The sequence below is a fragment of the Pristimantibacillus sp. Z349TD_6 genome, from assembly GCF_056173205.1.
Window position 1 is genome coordinate 3,134,836 of sequence record NZ_CM149662.1, and the last position, 24,061, is coordinate 3,158,896.

Consider the following 24,061-nt stretch of genomic DNA (forward strand, 5'->3'; position numbering starts at 1 on the left):
TAATAAACAACAACTTGTAATAGGATAAAGAGTATGACAAACTACTATCCATAAAGGATTTTGCGAAGGAGGAAATAAGATGGAACGTGTCGTCATTACGGGGATGGGTGTCATCTCGCCGCTAGGGAACAGCGTGGAGCGTTTTTGGGATGGATTGGTGCATGGGCAATCTGGTATTTCCACGATTGATACATTTGATGTAAGCAAACATAAATCGAAAATTGCAGGTGTCGTAAGAGATTTTGATGGAGAAGCTTTATTTGGGAAAAAAGAAGTTCGTCGAATGGATCGGTTTAGCCAGTTTGCGATAGCAGCTGCTGAACAAGCGCTGGAGGATGCAGCGCTTAAGGTTGAAGAGACAGATCGGGAACGTGTTGGCGTTTATGTAGGTTCTGGCATCGGCGGCATACAGACGCTGCTTGACCAAGCTGAAGTGCTGCATGATCGAGGGCCAGATCGTGTTAGTCCAACGCTTGTTCCGATGATGATTGCGAATATGGCAGCGGCGATGATCAGTATTCGGTTCGGCACGCAGGGGCCGTCGATGGCGCCAGTTACCGCATGCTCGATCGGGAATACGGCAATTGGTGAGGCTTGGCGGCTTATTCGATCAGGCAGCGCAGATGTCGTTATTGCAGGAGGAACGGAAGCGGCAGTTACGGATATTTCACTCGCGAGCTTCGGCAATGCAACATCGGTATCAACGCGGAACGAAGCGCCAGCTTCGGCAAGCAGACCCTTTGATGCAGGGCGCGACGGCTTTGTTATGGCCGAAGGAGCTGGCATTCTCATACTCGAATCACTGTCACATGCACAGCAAAGAGGAGCCCGCATTCATGCGGAGGTTATCGGCTATGGCGCCAGCTCGGATGCGTATCATATGGTCGCAACTCATCCCGAGGGAATCGGTGCATATCAGGCGATGAAGCATGCGCTGCGAGAAGCTGGCTTGGAGCCTAATCAAATTGATTTAATAAGCGCACATGCCACCAGTACGGAAATCGGCGACCGTTCCGAAACGGCAGCCATTAAGAAGCTGTTTGGTGACCTCGCGTATCAAATTCCGGTGACAGCTAACAAATCGATGACAGGTCATATGCTTGGTGCAGCTGGCGGAGTAGAGGCTATCGCACTCGTGAAGAGCATGCAGGAGGGGATAATCCCGCCAACGATCAATCAAGAACAACCAGATCCAATTTGTGATCTCGATTATGTGCCGAACATTGCGCGCGAAGCTGAGATTAATATAGCGATGTCCAATTCCTTTGGCTTCGGCGGTCATAATGCCGTAATTATTTTGAAGAAATTTCAGGCTTGAACATGATGTAATAACGTGAATTTTCTTATTTCCAAAAATAAAGCAAGAAGCTGGGTCGGCGGATTACTGCCGTTGACCCAGCTTTTTTTATTTTGTTATAAATCCGAGCATTATTGCGGGCAGAAGGGAGAAATGACCAGTACTCCAAACGATTCAATTCATGAGAGGAAGGGTAAAGGTTATGTAACCTATGGATGACAAGATCAGTTAAAAAGAGAAGAAGGTGCAGGTATGGCCAGACATAATCGATTTTTTAGATGGTGTTTCACGATTATTTTGATATTAATTATTATTTATTTGGGGTCGCGCGTTTCATTTATATTTAAACCTGTGCTTTCCTTATTCAGTATGATTATCGTTCCGCTTATGCTGGCAGGCTTTTTCTATTACTTGCTGCGCCCGCTCGTCAATGTGATGGAGCGGCATAAGGTTAATCGTACGCTCGCAATTTTGCTTATTTATTTGATTTTCGCCATTATGATGGTTGGCTTCAGCATCTTGGTATGGCCTTCCTTGCGTACGCAGCTCAATAATTTGGTCGAAAATGCCCCCGCTTTGTTTACTACTTTAAGCGAGCAAGTTGCAGAGCTTGAGCATAATGGGTTTTTATCGTCCTTTTTGCCGCAGGATTCGAATCTGTTATCTAAGCTTACGGAGTATTTGAACAAAGGCTTTACGGTATTTACAGAATATTTGACCGGGCTTTTTTCTTTTTTCTCAAATTTCGCGATTGTGCTCATAACGTTCCCGATTCTCCTGTTCTATATGCTGAAGGAAGGCGGGAAGTTTGGTGAACAAATTGTAAGCTTTATACCCAAAAGGTTCCGTATCCACGGTAAAGAGGTCATGGACGATATCGATCATATGCTCAGCAGCTTTATCGTTGGCAGAGTTATCGTTAATGTAGCACTAGGCGTTCTCATGTATGTAGGTTTTCTAATTATTGATTTGCCTTATGCGATGCTGCTGACCGTAGTGGCCGTCATCTTGAACTTTATTCCGTTTATCGGATCTTTTTTATCTTCTATCCCGATTGTCATCATTGGCTTCATTGAAGCGCCGTCAATCGCGATCTGGTCTATTGTCATTATTACAGTAGCGCAGCAAATTCAGGATAATCTTATTTCGCCTTATGTTTTTGGAAAGCAGCTTGATATTCATCCGATGACGACGATCATTTTGGTGCTCATGGGCGGAGATATTGCAGGAATTTTAGGCATACTACTTATTATTCCGGTGTATATGATTTTGAAAATTGTTTATAGCAAAGTTTATGAGCTGTTCTTCAAGCAGAAATGGGAAAATGCTTAACTGAGATTGTCACATAATGGGTGCGTATTATGGCATCATCTGTTATAATGACGTCGGCTAAGGCAAATTTACCGAAAGTACGGTGGCTTGATAACGATGGGGATAAACGCATTGCAAGGGAAACAAATCGTAATTGCTGGATCTCGGAAAACGGATGAGATGTGCATGGTTATTGAAAAACAGGGCGGCGTTCCAATTGTTCGTTCGCTTCAAGGCTTGACGATGTTTGATGAGGCGCTGTTGGAAGAGCCATTGCGAAACTTCGCTGAGCAGGGCGCGGATTGGGTTATTTTGACCACTGGCATGGGATCGGATCAGATCGTCAACACAGCCGACAGCATCGGCATTAAACAAGCGGTGCTTGGTAGACTGGCAGAGGCGAAAATCGCGACAAGAGGCTACAAAACGTCTGCATTTCTTAAACGTTCAGACCTGAAAGCGATCGTTAGCACGGATGATGGGACGATGGATGGACTCATAGAAAACCTTGAAGCCTTTGATTTTGAAGGGCAAAGGGTGTGGATACAGCTTCATGGTGAGCCAGCTCCAAAACTAGTACGTTTTCTCGAAAATAAGGGTGCCTCGCAAGTAGAAGCGGTGCTGCCCTATAAGCATGTTCCGCCGGATGCTGCTACAGTCGAGCTGCTGCTTAGTGAGCTTTCTGCCGGCACAGTCGATACGGTCTGCTTCACGACTGCGGTGCAGGTGCACTATTTGTTCAAGCATGCAATCGAATCGGGCCGCAAGGAGCTTTTGTTGAACATCTTTAATCAGCACATCGTGGCTGCCGCAGTCGGTAAAGTAACGGCTGCAGCTTTGAAGGAGTACGGCGTGGAAAGAATCATCGTTCCAGAGCTAGAGCGAATGGGCGCATTAGTCATTGAAATTGGACGTTATTATGAGCGTACTGAAGGCAAGGAAGTATAAATATTATGAAGAGGCAGTCTTAGACACGTAATCGTGTTTTAGACTGCCTTTATTTTATGAAAAGGGTTTTTCTTGCGCATTTCTGAAATGTCTTGGTGATAGGCCATAACTTTTCTTGAACGCTTTCGAGAAATGCGAGGCGTTGGCGAATCCGCAATACTCTGCAATTAAATCGAGCTTAAGTCCGGTTGTGGCTAACAGCTCGCTTGCTTTCTCCAAACGTAAATGAACGAGAAACTGATGGGGCGTTGCTCCAAAATAGTGATGAAAAATAACGTTGAAATGGGATTCGGAATAACCCGCATGTTTCGCCATCGACTCTACCGTGATTGTTCCAGATAGATGAAAGGAAATAAAGGCTTTCATCTTCGTTACGAACTGCTGATCCTCGAATGCCAAAGAGCCTGTCGTCTCAAAGTCGCCGATTAATAGAAGGAGGAGCTCCATTGCCAGCTTTTGAGCATGAAGCACGTTTTGTATGTCGTTATGGCTAAAATGCTCAATCATTTGGTTCAGCAGCTTTTTGAACGATTCCGGATGTCGCGGCTTCAGCTTGACGGGCAGCTGCAGGTTTGGAAATTCGTTTAACTGCGGCTGCTTCAAATCCGAATACGGCTCCAAGTTCGTCTGACCAGGCGTCGTTACAAAGCTTCTTTCTCGGTTCGGATTATAAAAGAAATCAAGATGAGTGTTTGGTACTACGCAGCTCCCATATCCTCTTGTTGTGAAGAGCGTTCCAGGCTGAATAAGTGCAAAGTCGCCAGGTAGCAGCTCATATTCAACCCCCTCAACCGTAAGCAAATAACGGCCTTCTTCCATATATAAAAACAAATAATCGAGCAGACGCCGTTCACCTTGAAAAAATGAGGTTTCTTTAAAGCGATAGCAAAGCCGTATAAACGGCAGGACGGGATGGTCATTCCAGTTATGCAGCTGCGCATTCAATCCTAATTGCCTCCATTTCATATGATTAGTGCGATCATTATCATTGTTTTTGACAAGTTATTTCAATGTTTTTTACATGATTACCTTTATTATTAGCTTTATTATAGAGGTAAGCAATAGAAACTATCGAGGATAATGACATGAAAATGGAGGGGTATACGAATGAGCTTAATGATACCTGACGTGATGACTGCACCAAGATTTTTGGGAAATGGGAAAATTGACTATATCGAGAAACCGGTGCCTATCCCTGGACCAGGCCAGCTGCTGCTCCAGGTCAAAGCAAACGCTTTATGCGGATCAGAGCGTGGACAGTTCTACAACGGTTCCGAAGCAACGCCTGGTCATGAGGCGGCAGGCATCGTTGTCGCAGCAGGCACAAATACAAAAACGGATGTAGGTACACATGGCGTTGTGTTTTTAATGGATTTTTGCGGGCAATGCCGCAGCTGCAAGCGAGGGTACACGAACCAATGCTTAAGCAAGCGTGCAGATTATGGCTTCTCACATGATGGCGGTTACGGACCTTATATGGTCGTGAACGAAAATGTGTTTTTTGCTGTGGATGCTGCCCTTCCGCTCACAGAAGCAACGATATTGCTTGATATCATGGGGACAGGCGGTCATGCGATTCGCAGAGCGCAGCTTGTGCATGGCGACATCGAATCCATCCTTATTGCCGGTGCAGGTCCGATTGGTCTAGCGGTGCTGGCGATGGCGAAGCTGCTGCTGGGCAAAGAGCTGCCTGTATTCATTATGGATTTTACACCTTACCGTTTAGAACTGGCACAGAAAATGGGTGCTATTCCGATCCATTTGGGGGAAACAACACTTGAAGCAGGATTGGCAGCCGCAGGCTTGGACCGTATAGATGCAGCATTCGATACGAGCGGTAGAACAACAGCTCGCGAAGCAGCTTTGCATGCACTGAATCATCGCGGTGTACTCGTATGCATTGGTCATGGCGAGCAGCTAAATTTGCAAGTATCCTCCGATTTGATAGCAACAGAGAGAGCCGTGCTTGGCAGTGAGTATTTTCCGTTTAGCGAGCTAGAGGCTAATCATCGTTTGATGGGTGAACACCTCCCATACTTAAGTCAAATCATCACGCACCGTTTTGGACCACAATCGATGCAAGAAGCATTTGAGTTGTTTTTCAAAGGGGATACGGGAAAGGTGGTCATTGAGCAATGAGCAGTGAGGGGCGAGTGAAGGTTGCCTTAATCGGGGCTGGCGGCTGGGGATACCACCATGCTCGTATTTTTAATGCGCGTAAGGATGTTGATTTTTGTGCCGTTGTTGGACGAGATGCTGACCGAACAAGGGCAAGAGCAGATGAGTTTGGGACAAATGCTTATACGAGCATCGCGGAGATGCTGGAGACGGAACGGCCTGACCTCGTCAGCTTATGCTTGCCGAATCAAGGGCATTTTGATGCGACCTTGCAGGTTATTCAAGCAGGTGTTCCATTATTGGTGGAAAAGCCGCTCGTATTTGATCTAGGGGAAGCTGATTTATTGCTTGCGGAAGCAGCGAAGCGGGAGCTGTTTTTTGCGATTAATTTTAATCACCGCTATGCGACAGCTGTTCAGAAGGCTAAAGATGCGATGGATACGGGACGGTTGGGAGAGCTTATATTCGCTTCTTGGCGATTTGGCGGTGAAGGAACAAGTGATCATCCGCACGGCAACTTAATAGAAACCCAGTGCCACGGATTTGATATGCTTGAGCATTTATGCGGCCCGATTGCATCGGTGATGGCACAAATGACAGATAAAACCGGAAACGGTTTCTCTACCATGGCATTAGCTCTGCAATTTAAATCCGGCGCAGTAGGAACACTGCTCGGATCTTATGACTCCTCGTATGCATACGCACAGACTCATGCGATGGAGCTTAATGGCTTAAAGGGCAGAGTGACCATTGAAGATACAGTGAAGAAATTTACGTTTCAACGCTCGGGCAGCGAAACAGCCGAAGTGTGGCAGGCGGGTTACTTCAATGATAAGGAGCGAGAATTCCACCTTACATTCGACAAACATTTTGACCATTTGCTCGGTGCATTTCGTGCGGGTGAAGCACCGCCTATTCACGCTGCGGCGGGGCGCAGAGCGCTTCAGCTAGCCCATGCAGCGATTGAATCATTCCAGACGGGGCAACGGATTCAGACGTAGAGCACGCTATGGAAGGATCGGTTTAACTAAAAAAGTGATTAAGCGACTTACTGGTCAGCTTAATCACTTTTTTGGTTATAATCAGATGTGGTACGGATCGCTCAAAGAATTTTGTCCAGATGCTCAAGAGGCCTATTTAAATTAAGCTTCATCAAACGTGAGGCTTCTTCACCATTACGTGCTTCAAGCGCTTGGATGATGTACTCATGATCCGCTGCAGCAGTATGGGTCTCCCAGCTCGGCCGTTTGAAGAAAATATATTTGTATCTTCTTATATGTAATTGAAGCGAGGAGCAGAAGGTGAGTATATGCTGATTATTGGCAATTTGCAGTATCGTTTCATGGAACTCTTCATCATATTCCATCGCTTCATAGAGCTGCTCTTCACTAACTTTTTCATTAAAGCTGGCATTAATAGCACGCAGCTGTTCAATATGCTCTGGTTGAATATTGTCGGCAGCAAGCTCAGCTGCTAATGCTTGAAGGGCTGTAAGGGGTGCATACAGCTTAAGGATATCTTCCTTGGCTAGCGTCGTGACTCGCGTCTCTTTGCCAGGAAACATTTGAATGAGTCCTTGAACCTCAAGCAACTGAAAGGCTTCCCTAATCGGTGTGCGGCTGACGCCAAGTGCCTCGGCAAGCTCTGAATCGTTAAGCTTCTCTCCGGGCTGAAGCGTGCCGTCGATAATCCATTTTTGCAGCTGGCTTAAGGTACGCTCCTTGGCGGATAGTCTGACGGGTGTTGAATAATCAGTTGGAATAGGCAGAGGGGATCCTCCTTTATTTTTTGGTTTCATTATGAAAGTGATAGGATAACAGTTTCGACAATATATAATATATCGCAGGTTCATTCATTGAAGCAAATGCCAAAAATTTTAAAAAGGAATTTATTGCTTTTATTTGCTTAAGGAAATATAATATGCGATATATTACATATTACATTCTATTTGGAGTAAGGAGAAAACTGTATGTCTAGTACTCAAGCTTCAATCGCAACATCACCGTCCGCTTTAAAAACGATATACCCATTGTTGTTTGCCATTAGCTTCGTGCATTTGATTAATGACACGATTCAATCGGTCGTACCGGCATTATTTCCTATTTTGAAAGACTCGCTTTCACTGAGCTTTGCTCAAATTGGATTGATCTCTTTGATGATTAATTTAACTGCAGCGCTGCTTCAGCCTGTTGTCGGCATTTTATCTGATTCACATCCGAAGCCGATGCTGCTGCCTATTGGCATGCTGTTCACAATGGGGGGCGTTGCTGCTCTTTCGTATGCTTCGCATTTTTGGATGGTTATGGTCGCAGTTATGTTAATTGGAATTGGCTCAGCCGTTTTCCATCCTGCTTCTGCGCGGGTTTCCTATTTGGCTGCTGGGACGAAAAAAGGGACAGGGCAGTCGATCTTTCAATTTGGCGGAAATATTGGACAATCGCTTGCACCAATTATGACAGCTGTTCTATTCGTGCACACAGGCCAGCGCGGTGTGATCTGGTTTGCTCTGGTCGTAACTATCGGGATTGTCATTCAATTTAATGTAGCGAAATGGTACGGCAAGCAGCTCGCACTTGAGCCAAGCAAGAGCACGAAGCAAGCGGCAAAGCCGGTCTCCAAACTTAATGTTTCCACCGGTAAAGTTGTATTTGCTATCACGATTTTAATGATTCTTGTGTTTTCCAAAAACGTCTATATTTCTGCGATCAGCAGCTATTACTCGTTTTATGCCATCGAGCATTTTGGACTATCCGTCAGTCATGCTCAAATCGTATTGTTTGTCTTTCTTGCAGCGAATGTTATCGGCTTGCTGCTCGGCGGGGTACTTGCAGATAAATTCAGCCGTCGCAGCTTGATTTGGTTCTCGATCCTAGGAACTGCACCATTTGCGCTGCTGCTTCCTTATGCTAATTTAACATTTTCCGTTATTTTAATCTTTTTTGCCGGTTTAATTTTGGCTTCGGCGTTTTCCGTTATTTTAGTTTATGCGAACGAATTGCTGCCTGGGCGGGTTGGCCTCGTATCAGGTGTATTTTTCGGAATGGCGTTTGGTCTCGGGGGCATTGGTTCGGCGGTACTCGGCAATTTGGCAGATTCCATGGGTATTGAGTTTGTCATTCGCTGTACTTCCTATTTGCCTTTGCTCGGCATGCTGACGATTTTGCTGCCATCGGATCGCAAAGCAAAAGCAGCCGTTTAATCCGAGTGGACGTTGTTTTTCTCATTAGGACAATTTCCGCGTATTCCCCGCCCACATACAATGTTGGTGTATAGCCTAAATGGTGCTGGGAGGGGAGTAACGCTGTGAATAAGCGGACTCTAATGATTGTTTCGCTTGTCATTTATGTATTGCTAGCTATCTTATTCCTCGTTTTGTCTATTTTTCACTAAACACATAACAGTTCAAGGGCTGTCCTAGAAGTAGATTGATCTACTCTAGGCAGCCCTTGTTTGTTTATTAGCTTCGGCTACTTGCCTGGCTGCTCCTGATTAAGCTTCATTTTACGGTAATCCTTCGGAACGACGCCCTTGGTTTCACGGAAAATACGAGAGAAGGTTTTGTATGAGCCATAACCAACCTCCAGCGCAATTTCAGCGACGCTCATATCGGTAGAAACAAGCAGGCTGCAGGCATGCCGCAAGCGCAAATCATGCAGGAAATGTACGAACGTTTGCCCAGTCGTTTGTTTAATTACTTCACTTATCCGAGACATGCTCAGTGAAAAGCGGCTTGCAAGGTCAGACAGCGCAAGCTCGTCTTGATAATGTTGATGGATATAATGAATGATCGGCCATACCGAGGCACTCGATTTTGTAGCGAGCCTTGAGGCTGGAGCAGACGGCGCAATATTGCGGCGATAACGATCAAAGAAAGCTAATATTTCCTTCAATCTCACTTGCAGCATCGTTCGGCGCCAAGGCTCCTGCCCCGCATACTCCCGGAACATATCTTCTATTAAATGCTTCATTCGTTCATTATCAGCACCGCTAAGCTGAACGGATGGCGGCAGTGTATTCTGATCGATGAGGTCCATAAGACCTTCCTCTTGTCCAGGCTCCATCAGCAAGTCCATGCTAAACATACAATTATAAAGAACAAGCGTACTGCCGGGCTCAGTAAATAGTTCATGCACCTGATAAGGAAGCACAAACGTAAAGGTGCCGGGCAGCATTTGATGTTTTGCATCGTTGATCGATTCAGAGCCTCTTCCGTCAATAACATAAGAGAACTCCAAAAAATCATGGCGATGCGGCCTAAAGCCATGGTAAAGACGGTTTAGGCTAATATGGAGGGGAGAAGAGGTATTCATATTTGGATACGTTTTCAAATAGTCAGGTATGTAGGTCATGAATGAATGCATTCCTCCGAAAATCTGAGACTTTTATCGAAAAACAAGCACGATTTCTCATCCCGTTTATTCTAACATAAATGAAGAGATCAAGCGTTACGAAAAACGAGTGCTTATTGCTGAGCAAGGGTTCATTCAAAATTATAGGAGGAATTTCATTGACTACAGAAAATAAGATTAGAATAGGTATTATCGGTGCAGGAAATATTGGCAACGTCCATGCAGGAGAATTTTCTAAGCTTGGCGAAGAGTGTATCATTACGGCGATTACTGATCTGGATTTGAAGCGAGCAGAGAAAGCAGCCAAGCAATATGGGATTGAGCATGTTGCGGCTTCCAATGAAGAGTTGATTCAGCGAGCTGACATCGATGCGGTCATCATCGGTGTACCTAACCAATTCCATGCTCCGCTTGCCGTTCAAGCTCTTGAAGCGGGCAAGCATGTATTGATAGAGAAGCCGATGGGCATTAACAGCGATGCTGCTCGTCAAATATGGAGAGCAAGCGAAGCAGCAGACCGTGTCGTCATGGTCGCTCATCAAATGCGCTGGGAATCTGTTGCGATGCAAATTAAAGAGCAAATCGACCGTGGTGAGCTTGGCAAAATTTATACAGCCAAAACAGGCTGGTTTCGCCGCAAGGGCATTCCGGGCTGGGGCACATGGTTTACACAAATGGATCAATCAGGCGGCGGCCCGCTTATCGATATCGGCGTTCACATGCTTGACCTTGCGCTGTATTTGATGGGCAATCCAAAGCCGGTTTCCGTATATGGATCAACCTATGCAGAGTTTGGCCCAAACCGTAAAGGGATTGGCACATGGGGTACACCGGATTGGGACGGAACGTATGATGTTGAGGACTTGGCTACGGCGCTAATCAAAATGGAAGACGGCAGCACACTCTCGCTTGAAGTGAGCTGGGCTGTTCATATGGATACGGACAATTCACCGTTTATCCATGTAATGGGCTCAGAAGGTGGCGCTAGCTACCGCGGTGCTGAAGGCAAGCTGCTTACAGAAAAATTTGATCGCCCGATTGAAAGCGTTTTGAGCAAAGCCGACAATGATGAAGGTGAGCGCGCTCGTCTTAGCCGTCACTTCCTTGCATGTATTCGTGAAGGTAAACAGCCGATTACTTCCGTATTGACTGGTTTGACGAACAATCTTGTGCTTGATGCAATTTATGAATCATCGCGCACAGGCAATGAAGTGAAGCTGGACTGGAGTCTAAATTAATCATAGTTGATTGTAGAATGAGGAGGAATTTGTATGTTGAGAGGTTTAACTGGAGCGGGTCTTGGTCGAATCGAAAGTGATGAGCATCTAATTAAGCTCGCTGGTGCGTACGGATTTCAAGCTGTAGATTTGGATGCGGCGTCGCTAATTAATCGTTATGGTGTAGAGCAAGCGCGTGAGCTTCTTGCAAGCAATGGCGTAGTAATTGGCTCTATTGGTCTTCCAGTAGAATGGAGAACAACGGAAGAAGCTTTTCTTGAAGGATTGGAGAAGCTAGCTTCCTCAGCAGCTGCGGCTGCGGCTCTAGGCTGTACAAGCTGCTGCACCTATATTTTGCCTTCAACAGATTTGAAAGCAGCTCGCTTCATGGCACTTGCAACTCGCAGATTGCGTACTTGCGCTCAAATTTTAGGCGCTTATGGCATTCGCCTTGGCCTAGAATTTGTTGGTCCGCATCATTTGCGGACGCGTTGGGAGAATCCATTTATTTGGACGCTCGAGGAAACATTGGAGTGGATCGACGCAATTGGTGAGAGCAATGTTGGATTGTTGTTTGATGCCTATCACTGGTATACGAACAGCCTGACTGTTGCTGATATTGAAGCGCTTCGTCCAGAGCAAATCGTCCATGTTCATATCAATGACGCGCCGGATGTTCCGGTTGAGGAAGCACTCGACAACGGACGCGTATATCCAGGTGAGGGTGTAATTGATTTAGTAGGATTCCTGCAAGCCCTTAATCGTATTGGCTATAAAGGTGCAGTGTCACAGGAAATCTTATCTTCAGAAGCGGAATCGCAATCGCCGGAAGAGCTGGCGCAGCGCTCCAAAGCAGGCTTTGATAAAGTATTTGGCGCAGCTGGTCTGTAAGCAATACTTCTTCAAATATAATATGGCTGTGAATTACATCGCTGCAAGCACATATCATCGTGCTTGCAGCGATTTTTTATTATTTAGCGAGAATTTGAAAAAACGCTAATTTTGACATGATTTTTCATGAAATGTATTGGGTACTGTTGAGCAGGGCTATTCCGGTATGATGAATAATAACTGTTTTTTAAAACGCTGTGAACAGAGCGATAATAGGAGACCAAAAACATGGGATATAAAGCAGAGCAGCTTCATCCGTTAAACCTTTGGTATAAGCAGGCGGCTTCACGATGGGAGGAAGCATTGCCCATTGGGAATGGCCGATTAGGCGGTATGGTATTTGGCGGCGTGGAACAAGAACGCATTCAATTAAATGAAGATACATTGTGGTCGGGCTTTCCGCGGGATACGAACAATTACGAAGCGCTGCGCTATTTAAAGCGAGCCCGAGACTTCATTACAGATAAAAAATTTGTTGAGGCGGAACAGTTAATCGAGGCGAAGATGCTCGGAACGAACACAGAGTCCTATCAACCGATGGGCGACTTGTTTATAGAGCAGCGTTTTGAACATGCGCATGATCAGGCTGCAGATTACATTCGCAAGCTTGATATTGATGCAGGCATCGCTGCTGCAAGGTTCCAAGTGGGTAAAACGGTTTACTCGCGCGAGATGTTTGTTAGCGCGGTGGATCAAGTATTATGCGTTAGATACGAATCAGAAGGAGAAGAACTGCTAGAGCTTACAGCAGTGATGACTTCCTCCGTACAGTATGGAATCGAGGCAGCAGGCAGCGACGCTATCATACTTCACGGTCGTTGTCCAAGTCATGTAGCGGACAATTATTTGGGCGATCATCCACAGGCTGTACAGTATGAGAATGATCGCGGCATTACGTTTCAAGGAAAACTGGCGGTCAAGATAGAAGGCGGCAAACTTTCGATAAACAGCAATAAGCAAATAAATATTCAAGGGGCAAGGTCGGCTACATTTCTATTAAGCGCAGCAACAAGCTTTGTGAATTTTGATGTTCAGCCAGACAAAACTGCTGCTGCCCTGACCGAGCAAAACGATCGCGTATTGGAGAAAGCATTAGCATTCAGCTATGAACAGCTGCGAGAGCGCCATGTAGAGGATCATCGAAGCTTGTTTCAACGCGTGCAGCTCGATTTGGGGCGGACGGCACAAGCTCAATTGCCGACAGATGAGCGGCTGGAAAACTATAAGCAAGGCAAACAAGATCCAGCATTGGAAGCGCTATATTTCCAATATGGCCGATATTTGCTTATGGCAAGTTCGCGGCCAGGCACGCAGCCGGCTAATCTGCAAGGCATATGGAATGACCGGGTTCAGCCGCCTTGGAACAGCGACTATACGACGAATATTAATACGCAAATGAATTATTGGCCGGCGGAAATAGGAAATTTGAGCGAATGCCATGAGCCTTTGTTTTGCTTGATTGAGGAACTCAGCATCACGGGCGCCCGTACCGCGGCTATTCATTACAACAGTGCAGGCTGGGTAGCGCATCATAATGTGGATTTATGGCGGACATCAACGCCGACAGCGGGTCATCCAAGCTGGGCTTTCTGGCCGCTTGGCGGCGTTTGGCTGACGCAGCATTTATGGGAGCATTATTTATATCATCCGAGTGAAGCCTTTTTGAGAGAAAAAGCTTATCCCTTAATGAAGGGCGCAGCTTTATTTTGTTTGGACTTACTGCAAGAGAACGACAAAGGGCAGCTGATGACTTCGCCATCCACGTCGCCAGAGAATAAATTTCTGACGGCACAAGGCGAGGTTAGCAGTGTTGCTGAGTCATCTGCTATGGACATTACTTTAATTGGCGAGCTGTTTGATCATTGCGCAGCAGCTGCGAGCTTGCTCGGAATCGATGCATCTTTCAAGCAGCAGCTAGAAGCAGCGAGGAGCAAGCTTCCTCCGCTGCAAATTGCCCCTAATGGACAATTGCAGGAATGGCATGATTATTTTGAAGAGCACGAGCCCGGGCATCGTCATGTCTCCCATCTATATGGCTTATATCCGGGTACTTCAATCAATCAAGAAACATCTCCGGAGCTTGTAGAAGCGGGCCTCCTTTCACTTGAGAGCCGCATAAACAACGGAGGCGGTCATACAGGCTGGAGCTGTGCGTGGTTAATTAACTTATTTGCGAGGCTGAAGGATTCGAAGTCTTCTTATCACTTTATCCATACTTTGCTTGCACGCTCTACGCATCCGAATTTGTTCGATGATCATCCACCGTTTCAAATCGATGGAAACTTTGGCGGTACGGCGGGCATAGCAGAGCTACTGCTGCAAAGTCATTTGGGTTATATCGAGCTTCTGCCAGCGCTTCCGGGTGCATGGCCTGCAGGTTGCGTGAAAGGTCTTAAAGCGCGTGGAGGATTTGTTGTCGATATGGAATGGACAGATGGCAAGCTGACGGCTGGCCGCATGCAATCCACTCACGGATCCATCTGCAACTTGCGATCGAAGGAATCCATTACCGTTGTCGGTTCTGACGGTACAGCTATCGATGCGTCAAAGCCATTTCCAACAAACAAGAATGAATGGTATAGCATTTTAACATCCACGATAGAGGGGGAGTAAGCATTATGACGACCAGTATACGTTTTCCATTTGAAAATATAGAGCTTCCGCTTGAAGAACGGGTAACTGACCTTGTTTCACGTTTTACGCTTGATGAGAAAATTGAATCGATGGTTCAATACCAGCCTGAAATAAAGCGATTAGGCATAAAGTCGTACAAACATGGGACGGAAGCAGCTCACGGAATGGCGTGGTTAGGCGAAGCGACCACGTTCCCTCAGCCCATCGGGCTTGGCTGCACTTGGAATCCCGTGCTGCTGAAGGAAGTAGGCTCTGCAATCGGTGACGAAGCACGCGTTTACTTTCAGCGAAACCCGGCCATCAATGGCTTGACGCTGTGGGCGCCAACGGTGGATATGGAGCGAGATCCGCGCTGGGGCAGGACAGAAGAGGCTTATGGAGAAGATCCTAAGCTGACAGGTGAGCTAACAGCCTCGCTGGTACAGGGCATTCAAGGCGATCACCCGCTTTACTTTAAAGCGGTAGCGACCTTGAAGCATTTTATCGGCAATAACAATGAAATCAATCGCGGCAGCTGCTCGGCAAGCATCGATCCGCGCAACATGAAGGAATATTATCAAGCTGCGTTCAAGCCTGCTTTCGTCAAGGGCGGCGCTCATTCGATGATGACCTCGTACAACTCGGTTAATGGCACGCCTATTATTTTGCACGAGGATGTAAACAAAGTAGTGAAAGAGGAATGGGGCATGAACGGCTTCATCGTCAGCGATGCAGGAGATTTGCTTGGTATCGTCAATGATCATCACTATTATGATTCCTATAAAGAGGCAGTCGCACATTCCATCAAAGCAGGCATCGACAGCATAACGGATGATAAAGAAAAATCATGCGCGGCTATTCGCGAAGCTTTGTCAGAAGGGCTGTTGTCTGAGCAGGATTTGGATAAAGCACTCATTAACACCTTTCGTGTACGTTTCCGTTTGGGAGAGTTCGATCCCGCTGAGCGGAATCCTTACGCGGATATGCCGGAATCGAAACTATGTGCGCCGGAGCATGGACAATTGTCGCTGCGGGCTGCAAAAGAGTCGATTGTTTTGCTCAAAAATGAGAACAAAACGTTGCCGTTGAATAAAGAAAAGCTAAGCCGTGTAGCAGTTATCGGGCCGCTTGCCGACGTTGTATACCGAGACTGGTACTCTGGTTCATTGCCATACAAAGTAACACCACTCGAAGGCATCAAGAGCAAGCTTGCCGGCAAAGAAGTAACATTCAGCAGCGGCAATGATCGCGTTCGATTGAAATCAGCTGCGAATGGAAAAGCATTGCGCGCATCCACAGACCATGCAAACCGATTGCAAGCGACTGATTTGGATGGGGAAGGCGATACATTTGAGGCGACGGATTGGGGCTGGGGCAGTTATACGCTAGAGAGCATGGATTCCGGCAAGCTGCTTACAAGCGCAGATGATGTCAATATTGCAGCTGCTGCAAGCGAAGCTTTTGGCTGGTATGTGAAGGAAGTGTTCAAGTTTGATGAGCAATCTGATGAGAAATTTACCATACGAACTTGGAACGGCAAGCTGGTCACTGCCCCTAATGGCGGCGCAGATTCCCTTAAAGTTACGGAATCAGCCGAAATTGGAGCAAACGAGCTGTTCACTAAAGATGTCATCACGAACGGAATTGCAGAAGCGGCAGCTGCTGCTAAAGTTGCGGAAACGGCAATCGTTTTCGTAGGCAATAATCCGCTTATTAACGGTAAGGAAGAAATCGATCGTCCAAGTCTTGACCTTGCCGCTTCGCAAAATGAATTAATTAGCGCGGTATTCGCTGCTAATCCAAACACGGTCGTCGTAGTTATTGGAAGTTACCCATTTGCACTTAATAAGGTAAATGAGCAAGTTCCTGCGATTGTTTATTTATCACATGCGGGTCAAGAGCTGGGCAATGCCATTGCTGACGTTCTATTCGGTGATTATTCCCCGGCTGGACGACTGAATATGACTTGGTACAAATCAGAAGAGCAGTTAACCGATCTAATGGATTATGATATTTTGAAAGGGAAACGAACGTATCTTTATTTCGATGGCGAACCGTTGTATCCATTTGGTTATGGTCTCAGCTACGGTTCATTCCGATACGGTCCGCTTGATATTACGAATAACGCTGCGTGTATGAACGGCAGTGTAACGGTGGAGCTGCAGGTTACGAATGAGAGCGACATCGCAGCGGATGAGGTTATCCAATTGTATGTTCGAGTGGAGGGCTCAAGGGTACAGCGTCCGCTTAAGAAGCTGGTTGGCTTCACGCGGATTTCATTCGAGCCTGGAGAGACGAAGCAAGTAGAGCTTGTAGTTCCAGCAGAAGAGCTTGCTATTTGGGATGTAACACGGGACCGTTTCTGCCTTGAATCGGCGGTTTATACGTTTGCAGCTGGTGCCTCCTCTGCACATCTCCTTGCCGAGGGTACAATAACAATCGCAGGCGAGACCATTCCACCACGTCAGTTATCCTTGCAGACGCGCGCGGAAAACTATGATGATTATGCGCATGTTTATTTGGATGAGAGCAAGGAAGGCGGAACGGCAGTCCGTTTATCCCAAGCAGAGGGCTGGATCAAATTTAATGATGTTGATTGGTCAAACGGCCCAAGTGTATTTGAAGCTCGCGTTTGCGGCGGCGCTCAAGGCGGAGAGTTGTCTATTCAGATGATCAGCCCGGCCGCTGTTTTTAGAGGCTCATACTCGGTTGAGACAAGCGATGAGCAAGAATGGCAAACGATTCGTATTGATCTGCCAAGCTGCAAGCTGAGAGGCGATCTGATAATTGGTTTGACGGAAAGTGTGAAGCTGAGCTTCTTCCGCTTTCAATAATAAGAGCAACTTCATACGGAGCTGTCTTCAGGTGCTGAATAGCGTTTGTTGCAGCTCCGTTTTTGCGGTTATGGTTGCTTTTTATGTAATGCAGCTTTATTCTTTAAATGAACAATGAGCATCGACAGAGGAGCTAGTCCATATGGCAAACGACATTGAAATCAACTTGTATAAAGATTGGATAAATACAGTGAAAGAAATCTTCCGGGGGTCAGGACATCCTTTGCCTGAATCCATTAGCGATCGGGAGGCAGCATTGGCTTACTTCTCGCAGACTGCACAATCGGAAGAGGAAGCAGCGCAGCAGGCGGATGCGAATGAAGAACGCCTTGCCTCGCTGCAGCAGACGATCATCGATCATTTTGAAACGGTTATTGTGCCGGATATTCGCAGCAGAACAAATTATGCAGGCGATCGTTTTGCTTTCAAATGGTTGTACAACAAAGGCGAGCATATCGTTGAAGAGCACTCATCCTACCGAATTCCGCTCTCTTAAGAGCGGGATTTTTGCATCGTATAGGCAGCGCTTCCATTTTGTCTAATTTTCATATGATAAAATATTGAATTAGTGATGTAGGCACGGCAGATTACCAGCATTATAATGTAGATGCCTTAAAATTTTACGCGAAAAAGTAAACGCTTACCTCAGCCGATACTAACGAATGAAGTTTGCTGCGCAAAGCTTTAAGGAGGAGCCGTTTGTATGAAAAAGAGCATTCGAACTATGGGGCAAAGAATGAACAATATTCGAATCAAAAAGAAACTTATTATTTCTTTTATTCTCGTTGTTTTTGTACCGGTGCTTATCGTAGGCATTTTTCTTACCGTCGCTTTTAGGCAAAATGTACTTGATCAAGCGACCCAGCAAATTACGAATAACGTCGAGCGAATTAAGAAGCAGACCTTGGATATTATACGCATGCCAATCGAAATTTCCGACAAGCTGCTGGTCGATAGCAGGTTAACGAACGTCGTCAACACGCAATACAGCTCCACGTTTGATGTCGTTAAGGCGTTTTGGGATTACCGTGATTTTAAAGATTACATTCAACTATACAGTGAGATCTACAACATACGCTTTTATACGACGAATATGACGATACTCGACAATTGGGAGTTTCTGAAAGTTACGGATCCCATTGCGGAAACAGACTGGTATAAGTCAGCAATGGAGCGCGACGGCATTCACTGGGAATACATTAAGGATGAAACCAAAAATAACCGCCGTTATTTGAGTCTGATTCGAAAGATCACGTTCCCAACGTACCGGACAAGCGGTGTACTAGTGATAGGCGTGAATCAGGATGAGCTTAATGCGATGATTAGCCAAGAGCCGTTTGACACGATGATTATTGATGACAATGGTTATATGATTGCAGCGAAAAACCCCGAATGGGTAGGTAAAAATATTTCTGAATTAGACTTTGCCAGTAAACTGACGAATAAAGCAGCAGGCACCTATGAATTCAAATACGATGGAAAACCGTCAAAAATTGTTATCGAGGATCTTCAGCCCGAATCAAGCTTTAATCGGTTGAAAATCGTATCGGTATTTACAATTGATAGTATTGTAAGTGGAGCTAATCGGATAAGCTTGCTTGGGCTAGGCATTATTTTGCTAAGCTTAGTTATAGCCTTCGTTATGATTTATATTTTTTCTGCGATTATATCGAAGCGGATGCTGGTCCTGAATAAAGATTTGAACAAAGTAGCGATGGGAGATTTGAACGTTATTTCGCATGTGACAGGCAATGACGAGATTGGCATCCTGTCCAAGCAATTCAACAACATGGTCGTTAGTATTCGCGGCTTAATGGATGAGGTAGCGGAATCGCATAAACAGCAGGCACAGCTGCAGCTTAGACAGAAGGAAATTAAACTGAAAATGATGGCCAGCCAAATTAATCCTCATTTTTTGTTTAACGCGCTTGAATCGATTCGAATGAAAGCTCATATCAAAGGCGAGACAGAGATTTCTTCAATCGTTCGTATGCTTGGTAAAATGATTCGTCGAAATTTAGAAATAGGCGCGCGCAAAATTGCATTAAAGGATGAACTCGAAATGGTACGCTGCTATTTGGAAATTCAAAAATTCAGATACGGCAACGATCGATTGACGTTTCGCCTCGATATTGATGCTAAAGGTCAGGAGATCGAAATTCCGCCGCTTATTATTCAGCCTCTCATCGAGAATGCTGTTGTGCATGGTCTTGAAAATGTTGCTGAGGGCGGATTCGTATGGTTAAAGACAGAGGTCAGTGATCATATGCTCCGGGTCGAGGTATCCGACAATGGCGTAGGAATCAGCGATGCAAAGATTAATGAAATCAATGAATCGCTGCATGATATGGAAGAAGAGGAAGAATACCGAATCGGGCTGCGCAATGTCCATCAGCGGCTGGTCATGATCTATGGGGACGGATATGGCTTGACGCTGACGAGCGAGCTTGGAGCGGGTACACGCATTACTTTTGAAATTCCAATAGGGGGTCATTCGCTTGCATAAAGTGCTCATTGTAGACGATGAACCGATGATTCGAGAAGGACTGCAAACATTAGTTGATTGGCGCAAATACGGCTTTGCCGTCGCAGGGACAGCAGCTAATGGACGCGAGGCAGTCGAGAAGCACGGCGTGCTGAGTCCTGATTTGATTCTGATTGATATCCGCATGCCTGGCATGGATGGACTACAAGCGATTGAGGAAATAAGGAAAACAGACAATAGCTGTCATTTTTTAATTTTGAGCGGCTATGCGGAGTTCAATTATGCTAAGCAAGCGATCGCGCATAATGTGGATGGATATATTTTAAAGCCGATCGATGAAGATGAGCTGGAGAGCTATGTCGAACGTGTCTCTGCACAGCTCCAAAGTCAGTCGGAGCAGCGTCAAAATACAGAGCAATCGACTGCTTTACTGCGTGAGGAGATGCTGTATCAGCTCTCAAGCGGGAAGCTGGATGCAACTACGGCTAACAGCCACGAGCTGAAAACTTTATTGGGTGAGCCGGCGAAATATTACCAGCTGATGTTGATCGAGCTCTATAGCAGGGAGCATTCCCTTACGCTGAATGCAACGCTTAAGAAGAAGCTGACCGACATTGTTGAAGAGAAGCAAATCGGCTGGGTTTTTTCTGCCGAGCCTTATATTGGGGTATTGCTTAAAGATTATATGCTTCAAAATGGCTCGCGCGAGCAAATGAAGCTGTGGATCGAGGAATGCTGCGGAACGAAGGTGAGATTTGCAGCTGCGGCAAGCGAACCCGTTCGCGAACCCACGGAGCTGCAAAAATGGTCCATGCCCATTCACGACTTATTGAAGCAGCGGTTCATGCTGCAAGGACAGTTCATCCATATGGCGTCTTTAGCCGAGGAGAGACAGCAGGCGGAGGCTGAGCCTAGCAATCAATTATCAATTGATAGCCTTGCTCAAAAGCTTTATTATATGCTGGATATCGGGAGCAAAGAGGGAATGGAAAAAGCCCTGCAGGAGGCGTCAAAGCAAATTATCGCTTTTGATTCTTCCGAGCCGTTCGTCAAATCGAGCTGGGCGCAGCTTCTCACGATTGTACTTAATAAAGCGGCCTTGTCTAATCCGCAGCTATCGCTTCATGAGGATCTGTCGATGATTACCGCCTTGTACCTTGCCCATCATTATGAGGAAATGATTGCGCAGCTGCAAACCCGTCTGTCGGAGCTGGCGATGAAAACCTCGAAATCAGACAGCTTGTCGGTCATGAAACAAATGACTGATTTTATTGAACGTCATTATAGTGAAAATATTAAGCTGGAAACGCTGGCTGATCTATTTAATTACAATAGCGGCTATTTAGGCAAAATGTTCAAAAACTATACGGGTGAGCATTTCAACACGTATTTGGATCAAGTGCGAATACAGCATGCCATTGAGCTGCTGCAGGAGGGGCTCAAGGTTCATCAGGTGTCGGAACGTGTCGGATATGCGAATGTTGATTATTTCCATAGTAAATTTAAAAAGTATAAAGGAGTATCTCCCTCATCCTTTAAAAGTATTTCTGGTAGAACGGCTTTGGAATAGGAAGCTGTTGTTCCTATAATCTTTTTATACTTACAAACATCTATTTCACAGGACTGATAGAGTCGCTGGCGAGCTAGATGTTTTTTTTATTTTTATGTAACCAATGGTTATGAAAGCGCTTGAAAGAACGTATTTTCATATGATTTTAGGTCTAATTATATGGGTGCCGGAGGATAGGTTCTATCGTTTATGATAAGTACAGATAAGAGAGGGTAAGCTACTCACCACATAAGGTAGCTTGCGAAGACGTTTTTGCACGAAGCAGAAACAGTAGGAGGAGCAGCTATGAAACCGCTAACAGATAGTCCTAAGCAGTTAAGGGCGACAAACAAAAGGAATCGATTTTGGTTCAAAGCCATTCAGCAGCGTTACTTGTACATGATGTCGCTGCCGTTCGTCATCTGGATCTTCCTATTCAGCTATGTGCCGGTATGGGGCTGGTTGACCGCATTTCAGAATTATAAGCCAAAAAACGGGATATTGAATCAAAAATGGGTAGGTCTTGATAATTTCATAGAGCTGTTTCAAGACGAAAGATTTTATATCGTTTTGCGAAACACGCTGGCCATGAGTACGATGGGGCTTATCGTAGGGTTTACGATTCCAGTTATTTTTGCGCTATTGCTTAATGAAATAAGAGGGCAGTTCTTTAAGCGCTCTGTACAAACAATTTCATATTTGCCGCACTTTGTATCTTGGGTTGTTGTTGCGGGGCTTGTAACGAAGATGCTGTCAACAGACGGCGGTGCGATTAATCAATTATTGATGTTTCTTAACATCATTGATACGCCGATTCAGTTTATGGCCAAGGGCGAATGGTTCTGGAGTGTCGTGACCTTATCGGATTTGTGGAAGGAAATGGGCTGGAATTCCATCATCTTTTTAGCTGCGATGGCGGGAATAGATCCTGAGCTTTATGAAGCATCGACTGTCGATGGGGCAGGAAGATTCCGCAAAATGTGGCATATTACATTACCGGGAATTAGAACAACCTTTATGGTGCTATTCATTTTATCGATCGGGCATTTAATCAGCATTGGCTTTGAGAAACAGTTTTTGTTAGGAAATCCTCTTGTATCCGATTTTTCAGAAGTGCTCGATCTGTATGCGCTGAAGTACGGTATTCAAATGAGCCGATATTCGTATGGTACGGCAATCGGTATCTTTAACTCCGTCGTCAGCATCCTATTAGTGTTTATCGCGAACGGAATTTACAAACGAGTCACCAAAGAATCAATCATATAGGAGGTGCGGTACATGCAAGGAGCTATGAGAAGAAGTACAAGCGATAAAGTTTTTGACACATGCATTTATGTATTCATGATCATCGTTGCTATCGTAACGTTGTATCCGTTCCTGAATGTACTAGCGATATCATTTAATGATTCGGTAGATACAGTAAGAGGCGGTTTAACTATATACCCTCGCGAATTTACACTCAAAAATTACGAGACGATTTTCGGCTTTGAGGGACTGCTTGTAGGCTTCAAAAACTCGGTTATTCGTACCGTTTTGGGAACGCTCATTGGGGTGTTGTCGGCATCCATGATGGCTTACACTTTAAGTCGTCCAGACTTCCAAGCAAGAAGATGGATGTCCGTTGTATTCGCACTCACGATGTATTTCTCAGGCGGTCTCATTCCAGGGTTTCTGCTTATGAAAAACTTAGGTTTGATTGGTACGTTTTCGGTTTACATCATTCCTGCTATTTTGAGCGTTTGGAACGTGTTCATCGTCCGCTCTTATATTGACGGGCTTCCGTATGCACTCCAAGAATCAGCCAAAATTGATGGGGCAAATGATTGGACTATATTTTGGAAGGTTATCCTTCCGCTTTGTCAGCCTGTACTCGCTACAATTGCTTTGTATATTGCTGTTGGACACTGGAACGCTTGGTTTGATACTTACTTGTTCAATAATAGGAGTCCAGAGAATACGACACTGCAGTATGAGCTGATGAAGGTGCTGCTATCCACGCAAACGGGCAGTAATTACCGTGATCCTAATGCGCAGCAAACGCTGGCGTCGGTTTCACCGGAATCTATCAAGATGGCGATTACGATCGTCGTTACGGTACCGATTTTGCTAGTGTATCCTTTCCTTCAGAAGTATTTTGTCAAAGGCATGACGCTTGGCGCAGTAAAAAGTTAATATTGGTAATAGCAGGTTTCCTGTTATATACACGAGCATGATGAACGAGAAAAAGGGAGGCTTTCAAGCAATGAAAAGAAAAATGCAAATGGCTTTAAGCTTGGTATTGGCACTAGTATTCGTATTTGTCACGGCATGCGGCAATTCGAATAATGAAGGCGGCAAAAATAAAGAAACGAACGCGCCGGGCAATTCCGCGAATTCACCAACAAATGCAGCAGAGCCGGAGAAGGGTGATCCGATTACGATTCGTATCGCTTCTGGCGACGCGAACCCG

The 24,061-nt window shown here is 45.6% G+C and carries 18 protein-coding genes; 15 read left to right on the plus strand and 3 right to left on the minus strand.

Features of this window, described 5'->3' with window-relative positions:
• The first annotated feature begins 79 nt into the window (after positions 1-79).
• From fabF to AC0VYE_RS13355, 3 genes are all read left to right on the plus strand, one after another.
• Positions 80-1,318, plus strand: a complete 1,239-nt coding sequence (gene fabF / locus AC0VYE_RS13345) for a beta-ketoacyl-ACP synthase II (RefSeq protein WP_475448543.1) — start codon at positions 80-82, stop codon at positions 1,316-1,318.
• A gap of 231 nt (positions 1,319-1,549) precedes the next feature.
• Positions 1,550-2,629: an AI-2E family transporter gene (locus AC0VYE_RS13350; RefSeq protein WP_076270096.1), complete on the plus strand. Its 1,080-nt coding sequence runs from the start codon at positions 1,550-1,552 to the stop codon at positions 2,627-2,629.
• Positions 2,630-2,725: 96 nt separating this feature from the next.
• Positions 2,726-3,556 (plus strand): uroporphyrinogen-III synthase, encoded by an 831-nt coding sequence (locus tag AC0VYE_RS13355; RefSeq protein WP_475448546.1) that lies wholly within the window; start codon positions 2,726-2,728, stop codon positions 3,554-3,556.
• A gap of 54 nt (positions 3,557-3,610) precedes the next feature.
• On the opposite strand, the gene AC0VYE_RS13360 is transcribed toward AC0VYE_RS13355, so the two are convergent.
• Positions 3,611-4,501: a helix-turn-helix domain-containing protein gene (locus tag AC0VYE_RS13360; RefSeq protein WP_179089885.1), complete on the minus strand. Its 891-nt coding sequence runs from the start codon at positions 4,499-4,501 to the stop codon at positions 3,611-3,613.
• Positions 4,502-4,663: 162 nt separating this feature from the next.
• Between AC0VYE_RS13360 and AC0VYE_RS13365 the strand changes: the two genes are divergently transcribed.
• Together AC0VYE_RS13365 and AC0VYE_RS13370 are read left to right on the plus strand one after the other, a co-directional pair.
• Positions 4,664-5,695 (plus strand): alcohol dehydrogenase catalytic domain-containing protein, encoded by a 1,032-nt coding sequence (locus AC0VYE_RS13365; RefSeq protein WP_475448548.1) that lies wholly within the window; start codon positions 4,664-4,666, stop codon positions 5,693-5,695.
• Positions 5,692-6,675 (plus strand): Gfo/Idh/MocA family protein, encoded by a 984-nt coding sequence (locus tag AC0VYE_RS13370; RefSeq protein WP_475448550.1) that lies wholly within the window; start codon positions 5,692-5,694, stop codon positions 6,673-6,675. The genes AC0VYE_RS13365 and AC0VYE_RS13370 overlap by 4 nt, the downstream gene beginning before the upstream one ends.
• 101 nt (positions 6,676-6,776) lie before the next feature.
• On the opposite strand, the gene AC0VYE_RS13375 is transcribed toward AC0VYE_RS13370, so the two are convergent.
• Entirely contained in the window at positions 6,777-7,472 is a 696-nt protein-coding gene (locus AC0VYE_RS13375) for a GntR family transcriptional regulator (RefSeq protein WP_430061766.1), read from the minus strand.
• A gap of 171 nt (positions 7,473-7,643) precedes the next feature.
• Between AC0VYE_RS13375 and AC0VYE_RS13380 the strand changes: the two genes are divergently transcribed.
• Positions 7,644-8,873 carry an MFS transporter gene (locus AC0VYE_RS13380; protein WP_475448552.1) on the plus strand — a complete coding sequence of 410 codons (1,230 nt, stop codon included), beginning with the start codon at positions 7,644-7,646 and terminating at the stop codon, positions 8,871-8,873.
• 268 nt (positions 8,874-9,141) lie between these two features.
• On the opposite strand, the gene AC0VYE_RS13385 is transcribed toward AC0VYE_RS13380, so the two are convergent.
• A complete protein-coding gene (locus AC0VYE_RS13385) occupies positions 9,142-10,023 on the minus strand; it encodes a helix-turn-helix domain-containing protein (RefSeq protein ID WP_475448554.1) in 882 nt (293 codons plus the stop codon).
• A 158-nt stretch (positions 10,024-10,181) separates the two neighbouring features.
• On the opposite strand from AC0VYE_RS13385, the gene AC0VYE_RS13390 reads away from it, so the two are divergent.
• From AC0VYE_RS13390 to AC0VYE_RS13430, 9 genes are all read left to right on the plus strand, one after another.
• Entirely contained in the window at positions 10,182-11,261 is a 1,080-nt protein-coding gene (locus tag AC0VYE_RS13390; protein ID WP_475448556.1) for a Gfo/Idh/MocA family protein, read from the plus strand.
• Positions 11,262-11,294: 33 nt separating this feature from the next.
• Positions 11,295-12,131, plus strand: a complete 837-nt coding sequence (locus tag AC0VYE_RS13395; protein ID WP_076270088.1) for a sugar phosphate isomerase/epimerase family protein — start codon at positions 11,295-11,297, stop codon at positions 12,129-12,131.
• A gap of 228 nt (positions 12,132-12,359) precedes the next feature.
• On the plus strand, positions 12,360-14,744 hold the full coding sequence (locus tag AC0VYE_RS13400) for a glycoside hydrolase family 95 protein (RefSeq protein WP_475448558.1): 2,385 nt from the start codon (positions 12,360-12,362) through the stop codon (positions 14,742-14,744).
• Between the two features lie 5 nt (positions 14,745-14,749).
• Positions 14,750-17,578 (plus strand): glycoside hydrolase family 3 C-terminal domain-containing protein, encoded by a 2,829-nt coding sequence (locus tag AC0VYE_RS13405; RefSeq protein ID WP_475448560.1) that lies wholly within the window; start codon positions 14,750-14,752, stop codon positions 17,576-17,578.
• Between the two features lie 142 nt (positions 17,579-17,720).
• Positions 17,721-18,074, plus strand: coding sequence for a hypothetical protein (locus tag AC0VYE_RS13410; RefSeq protein WP_076270085.1), 354 nt, complete (start codon positions 17,721-17,723; stop codon positions 18,072-18,074).
• A gap of 207 nt (positions 18,075-18,281) precedes the next feature.
• Positions 18,282-20,084, plus strand: coding sequence for a cache domain-containing sensor histidine kinase (locus tag AC0VYE_RS13415; protein WP_475448563.1), 1,803 nt, complete (start codon positions 18,282-18,284; stop codon positions 20,082-20,084).
• Between the two features lies 1 nt (position 20,085).
• Entirely contained in the window at positions 20,086-21,633 is a 1,548-nt protein-coding gene (locus tag AC0VYE_RS13420) for a response regulator (RefSeq protein WP_475449565.1), read from the plus strand.
• Between the two features lie 285 nt (positions 21,634-21,918).
• Complete coding sequence (locus tag AC0VYE_RS13425; RefSeq protein ID WP_076270082.1) at positions 21,919-22,878, plus strand: ABC transporter permease; 960 nt, start codon at positions 21,919-21,921, stop codon at positions 22,876-22,878.
• 12 nt (positions 22,879-22,890) lie between these two features.
• Positions 22,891-23,784, plus strand: coding sequence for a carbohydrate ABC transporter permease (locus AC0VYE_RS13430; RefSeq protein WP_076270081.1), 894 nt, complete (start codon positions 22,891-22,893; stop codon positions 23,782-23,784).
• The last annotated feature ends 277 nt before the right edge of the window (positions 23,785-24,061 follow it).